The organism is Aestuariivivens insulae, assembly GCF_022662195.1.
Lineage (GTDB): Bacteria > Bacteroidota > Bacteroidia > Flavobacteriales > Flavobacteriaceae > Aestuariivivens > Aestuariivivens insulae.
Genome location: NZ_JAKMCS010000007.1, coordinates 245450 through 251449, shown reverse-complemented (window position 1 = coordinate 251449; position 6000 = coordinate 245450). Strand labels below are relative to the sequence as shown.

Sequence of the window (6000 nt, the reverse complement as noted above, 5' to 3'; positions counted from 1 at the left end):
TAAAAAATCATCGTGTAGAAAATCTTCTTTCTTCATAAGTGTATAAAATTTAAAATTAAACAAAAAAAATATCGAGGGTTGCAACCCTCGATATTTTTAACTTTACACACTTAGTGAGATATTACCTAAAATTTTAACAATTTATGGTTGTTGCTATTCTAGTTATTGTAGCGGTGTAGCAATTAGAGCATTAATCTTCTATTTTCACTACGGACATATTAGTGTTGTAGGGCTGTTTTCCTTTTGACTCCATAGCCCTATTAGCCCCTTCTATATAATCGAATTTCTGATAATAAATATAGTACTTACTTGAATTCACATCAAAGAAGAAATCGATATTTGTTTGACCTGCTGCTATAGCTTTTCTTAAGAACTCATCTCTTTTCTTCGTATCGGTGTGTACTGCTACTACCAGATAATAGCCGTTTTCGATATTATTAACCCCTTTCAAGATTTGGATATTGCTCAATACTTCCCCTGAATCGAAATCTTCTGGTTTGAGCGGCTCATTACTAATAGGCGTAATTTGTCTAATTTGTTCTAATGTGGCCCTATCTTTTTGATATCTTACTTGTTCATTATCGTAAGCTGCACGCTTAATTCTACGTTTTCTTTCTACTTCGGTAGCCTCTTTAATGACTTCTAACTCCGACAATAGATTTGCCTTAACTGAAACCGCTTGCTCTTGTTGCGACTTAAGTTCATTTATTTTTTGTAAATAGAAGACATTGACTTTATCTGTTCTATCTCTAACCGTTTTCAACCTTTCTTTATACAAACGTTCTAACTCAGTAATTTGAACCTCCTGAGACTCTATAAGGTTATTGATATTTACCTTTAATGCTTCTATTTCTCTATTTTCGGCAGATATACTCTTAAATGCTTTTGGTGCTGTATAAATACCTTGTTCACTTAAATCATTTTCTTTTTTAAGATCGTCTAAATCTTTTTGTTTGCTAGCCACTTTGGTCTTTAATTGGTCTAATAAACCTTGCTGTTCAATTTTAGATTTTTCAGACAGGGCTGTTAGGTTACCCATCTCTAATGCTGGTCTATCTTTAGCTACTGGAACAAGCACACCATCCAATTCTTGCATACCAATTTCCAAATCTTTTTCGGCTTTAGTCTTAGCCTCCGCCTCTTCTTTAAGTCGGGCTTCTTCGGCCAATTTAGCCTGTCTTTCTCTTTCAGCTTTTAGCCTAGTTTCTTCTGCCAATTTAGCTTGGGCTTCCTGCTCGGCTTTCAACTTAGCGGCAGCTTCTGCCTGAAGACGTTGTTCTTCAACGATCTTGGCTTGTCTTTCTCTCTCGGCTTTTAGCCTAGTTTCTTCTGCTAACCTCGCTTGGGCTTCCTGCTCGGCCTTTAACTTAGCGGCAGCTTCTGCCTTAAGACGTTGTTCTTCAACGATCTTGGCTTGTCTTTCTCTCTCGGCTTTTAGCCTAGTTTCTTCTGCTAACCTCGCTTGGGCTTCCTGCTCGGCCTTTAACTTAGCGGCAGCTTCAGCCTTAAGACGTTGTTCTTCGGCCAATTTAGCCTGTCTTTCTCTTTCAACTTTTAGCCTATTTTCTTCTGCCAATTTTGCTTGGGCCACCTGTTCTGCTTTCAATTTCGCCGCAGCTTCAGCCTTAAGACGTTGTTCCTCGGCTATCTTAGCCTGTCTTTCCCTTTCGTCTTTTAATCTGGTTTCTTCTGCTAATTTCGCTTGTGCCTGCTGTTCTGCTTTCAATTTAGCTGCAGCTTCAGCCTTTAATTTTGCTTCGGCTTCTACCTTTTTCCTAGCTTCTTCTGCTAACTTAGCAGCTTCTTGTTCGGCCTGTAATTTTGTGGCTTTTTCAGCTTCGAGACGTTCTTGTTCTTCTTTTTGGGTTTGTGCTTTCTGCTCGTTATTAGTCGCTTCAGCTATTTTATTATTCTCCTTAACTGTTCTAGGTTTCCTTACCACTCTTGGCCTATTACTGTTACTGGCCGCTTTACGCCTAGCTGCAATTCCTTTTGATCGATTGGAAGGCATAATCAATGCTTCTTCGTCATCATCATCGGCGTAATTGTATCTATACGACTTTTTGAATTTATAGGCTATCGTTATTTCATGGGAATTTCCGAAACCAGATAAGTCACCAATGGCTTGTTCGTAATTATATTCTAAAGCAATTTCTTTTGTAAGATTGAGTCCAATCCCAGCAGACACCCCATAAAGTGTATTGTAAGCTGCTTGTGCCCATATGCCTTTAGGGACGGCTAACATGACAATTCCAGAAAATATGGTGTTATTTTTTTTGAATTCTGATCTGATTAATGTTGAAAACTTACTCTGATCAAAAAAACCTCGAGAATTCATATACCCCGTATACATGGCATGGGCCTGAACACTTTGCTCTGGATTCTCTTCGAGCATTTTAGAGGTCTTAAAATTATAAGCCACCAAATTGTTTACTGAAAGTCCGAAATCGAAAAACGCCGTACCATAGTTGATTCCTGGGTTTATTGTCATTACTGAATTAGTAGGAATGTTATCCAATGAGGAATCTGGAAAGTTAGTTACTACTTTACCATCGTTTATACCACTTTGGTAAAACCCTAAATTTATACCGAATGTAAGGTTATTATCTCTATTTAAAACAGCATTATAAGCAAAGTTGAGTATGCCGCCAAAAGTAGTCAACACCCCATAATCTTGTTGAAACAGACCTATACCTGCCCCAATGTTTTCCCTAAATCTTCCTGAATAACTGAACAGATTGGTTTGTGGCGCATTGTCAAACTGAACCCACTGTCTTTTATTGGTAAAACTTATATATTTATTTTGTTCCCTAACAAAACTAAAGGTTGGATTTATGGCATATCTATTGAATCTTAAACCATTTCTAATGGGCAAATCTAGGGCTACCACACCATCTTCTTGTGCATTGAATTGCTGTATACAAGCAAATAAAACGATATACAAAAGAAGCTGTTTCACCATATTATTTTATTATCGTTATTGACCCTTTTTTAATATTATTATTTGCCGGAGTGATTACATAGTAGTAAACAGGATTTATAGCACTAAAATTTGGCTGATTTTGCGGCCAATCATTTAGGTAATCATTAGTTTGAAATACAATTTTACCTTGGGCATTATAAATAACAACTTGTGTATTTGTTCCACTAACATAGGCTTGGGGGATAATCCAAGTATCGTTATCACCATCACCATTAGGACTAACCAGGTTTGGAATTTTATCTACTGCAGGAAAAGCATCGACAAGAGCAAAAAGGTGTTCTATTGAAGTTATACACCCTCCTGTTTGGGACACTACCACTTTGTAATTCCCTAATTGTGTCGCTTCATAAGTATTGGTGGATGCTCCAGTTATTAAGGTATCATTTCTATACCATTGAAAGGTTGGACTTATGGCATCTGTTGTAACAGTCGCAATCAATGTTTCCCCATCATTCATGTAATTGGTTTCTGGAACATCGATATCACTGTTAAACCCCTCTGCATTAAGGTCTATGGAAGCAGTATCTGTACAATCCCCTAAATCGACTTGAACAGAATAAGTAGCCGATTCGTTGGTTTGATACATTTGACTGGTTGCCCCTGTTATTTCTTCACCATTCTTAAACCATTTATAGCTTTGGCCAGAAATAGCGGTCAATGTTGTTGGCCCGTCTCCGGAACAATACGGGTTTCCTAAACTGGAAGCAATTTCTGAAGACGATCCAGATCCGGATTCGTTTACGGTAACTCTATTGGAATATGAATTTGAAGTACAAGAACCGTAGTTGGTCTCTACATAATATGTCCCAGATTCGGTTACCACCAAACTCTCTCCTGATGCCACAAACACAGAGTTTGAAGGATCGGTTCCCTTATACCAATTAAAAGTTAATGATGGATATTGTAAAGGTGAATTGTTTGAAGGTTCACCAGGGTTATCTATCGTTAACAAATAACTCCCTCCTGGGCAATACGCACCCGTTGCCACTAAATTATTGATGGTAAATGGCTCATCCTGTGCTTTGTAATATGCCGGAAAGGCATCGGACGGCGTACTACTGGCCGCTGGCGAGGTACTCTTTACCCTTAACTTATAAGCTTCTCCCGCTACCGTAGTTGGAAACGAAAACGTTAAGGTTGCCGGCGAAGTTGTTACACTACCAGCTGTTGAAGTATAAATTACTGTAGCGCTTGTAAAATCTCCAGTCTCGTCTGAAAGCTCTATTATAAATTGATTACTTGCTGTTAAATCGCCCTCGGGTGAAAAAGAAAAAGTTACGTTATACGTGTTAAATGACTCACTGGCACATGCTTGGCTAAACCCTAAATTTGGCTTACTAATTACGACTTGTGCATCTACAGGTGATGTCAGGCTAACTGCCAAAACAACAACTATTAGGATGTTTATATAATTTCGCATGTGTTATGTTGTTAGTGGTTTAGACAAAGCAAACAATTATTGCCCAATCTTTTTTGAGCAATAATTAACTGAGACAATAAGGTTTCTTTGTTTTATCCAGGGAGTTTCATATATCTAGTATGGTTGTTAGGTTAAAATGATAAAGAGAGCGCTCTTTAATCATCTATTAGATCTGGGTCGTTATTTGTGGCTATTATTTTGTTTATTTTCAATCTGTAATCTGGACGTCTTGCATTATTTATATCAATAAACGTTTCTCCATTGGGTCCCTTGGAATACACATTAAAGAATGCACTGTTGCCATACCAGTTTTCTAAGTCGTCGTTATTTGAATTGTTCTCAACAAAAATATTTCCGTTACAATTATTGAAATACATTTCAGAAAATTGAATCTTTTCTAAATTTTCTTGATTTATAGCAATCTTATTTTCAAAAATAACAGCAGGGTTAAAACCAGATATCACCGTTTTTTTCATATCCAAAGAAGCATTATGCCCTACATAAACACCTTCTCTAACCAATCCCATCTTAATATCGGATGCTAAATCTTCACTATCGTTTAGTAAGGTTAAATTGGTAGCTGTTACATTGGTTCCTTTTTTGGACATATCAACTTCTCCTTGTTCTTCATAAGACATTACCTGAACACTTCTTGATCCTTCTACACTAGATATATAGGGTGAACGAATAGCAAGCGAATTAGTCAACTCGCATTGTGTTCCATAACTAAATTTAAAATCATTTCCATTAGCCTTATAAGATATTACCTGTTCTAATTTTAGTTCGCCTCCCAAAACTTTAAAAGCATCTCCAGCTGCAAAGCTCACCATAACGTTACTTACTTGGGTTTTATTTCCCACCCCTGCAAGCAACAACCCATTATAATATCCAGCGGCCTTGGTTCTTTTGCCGGCATATTCAATTCTCACATAACGTAGTATACCAGAATCTCCTTCTAGGTTTTCGCCTCCATAATTTGTATTTATATAATTATTGGATTCCAGTTGTTCATGAAAAGCAGCAATAGACCCGTTACCAAATTTATTGGTAGGCCCATCTCCAAGAATCATAATTCCACCCCAATCTCCTGCGCGCTTAACGCTTTTTCCTGAAGTAAATACTATAGGGTCTGTCTCTAAACCGTCGGCAATAATTTTAGCTCCTTTAGAAATGGTTAAAGATCCATTAGTTTTAAAATCACCTATTATTACAGTGCCAGGTTCTATAGTTAATGTGGCATTGTTAACCACAAATACACTTCCTAACAATAAGTACGTGTACCGTTTATATAATTTGGTGTCTTCGGTTATATTACCTGTTAAAATTTGTGTTGGTTCACCGTAGTATTCTTGATTTGGCCTAAACTGGGTCCAATTATTCAACCAATTATCTATACCTACTATTCCCTTTTCTTGCTGTGCAGAGATATTCCCAATTGTTAGTAGAAACAATAAGATTATTCCGGTAGATTTTTTCATGGCAAAAAGCTTTAGATACAATTAATTATTATTTATAGCCAAACATAGTAAAAAATATCCATGTAATGCAAATTTTTACGACAAAATGCATCTTTTACAAAAAAACATGTTCGATTAAT

General features: G+C 36.9%; 3 protein-coding genes. All 3 read right to left on the bottom strand.

The genetic code is table 11. From position 1 onward, the window contains the following. Positions 1-190: 190 nt before the first annotated feature. Complete coding sequence (locus MR062_RS10850) at positions 191-2962, bottom strand: PorP/SprF family type IX secretion system membrane protein (protein ID WP_242204226.1); 2772 nt, start codon at positions 2960-2962, stop codon at positions 191-193. Between the two features lies 1 nt (position 2963). Beyond that, complete coding sequence (locus MR062_RS10845; protein WP_242204225.1) at positions 2964-4403, bottom strand: T9SS type B sorting domain-containing protein; 1440 nt, start codon at positions 4401-4403, stop codon at positions 2964-2966. Between the two features lie 155 nt (positions 4404-4558). Beyond that, entirely contained in the window at positions 4559-5881 is a 1323-nt protein-coding gene (locus MR062_RS10840) for a hypothetical protein (protein ID WP_242204224.1), read from the bottom strand. Between the last annotated feature and the right edge of the window lie 119 nt (positions 5882-6000).

What these genes read in the sequence shown, in the direction of transcription:
- MR062_RS10840 (WP_242204224.1), bottom strand. Translation starts at nt 5,881, where the DNA reads ATGAAAAAATCTACCGGAATAATCTTATTGTTTCTACTAACAATTGGG.
- MR062_RS10845 (WP_242204225.1), bottom strand. Translation starts at nt 4,403, where the DNA reads ATGCGAAATTATATAAACATCCTAATAGTTGTTGTTTTGGCAGTTAGC.
- MR062_RS10850 (WP_242204226.1), bottom strand. Translation starts at nt 2,962, where the DNA reads ATGGTGAAACAGCTTCTTTTGTATATCGTTTTATTTGCTTGTATACAG.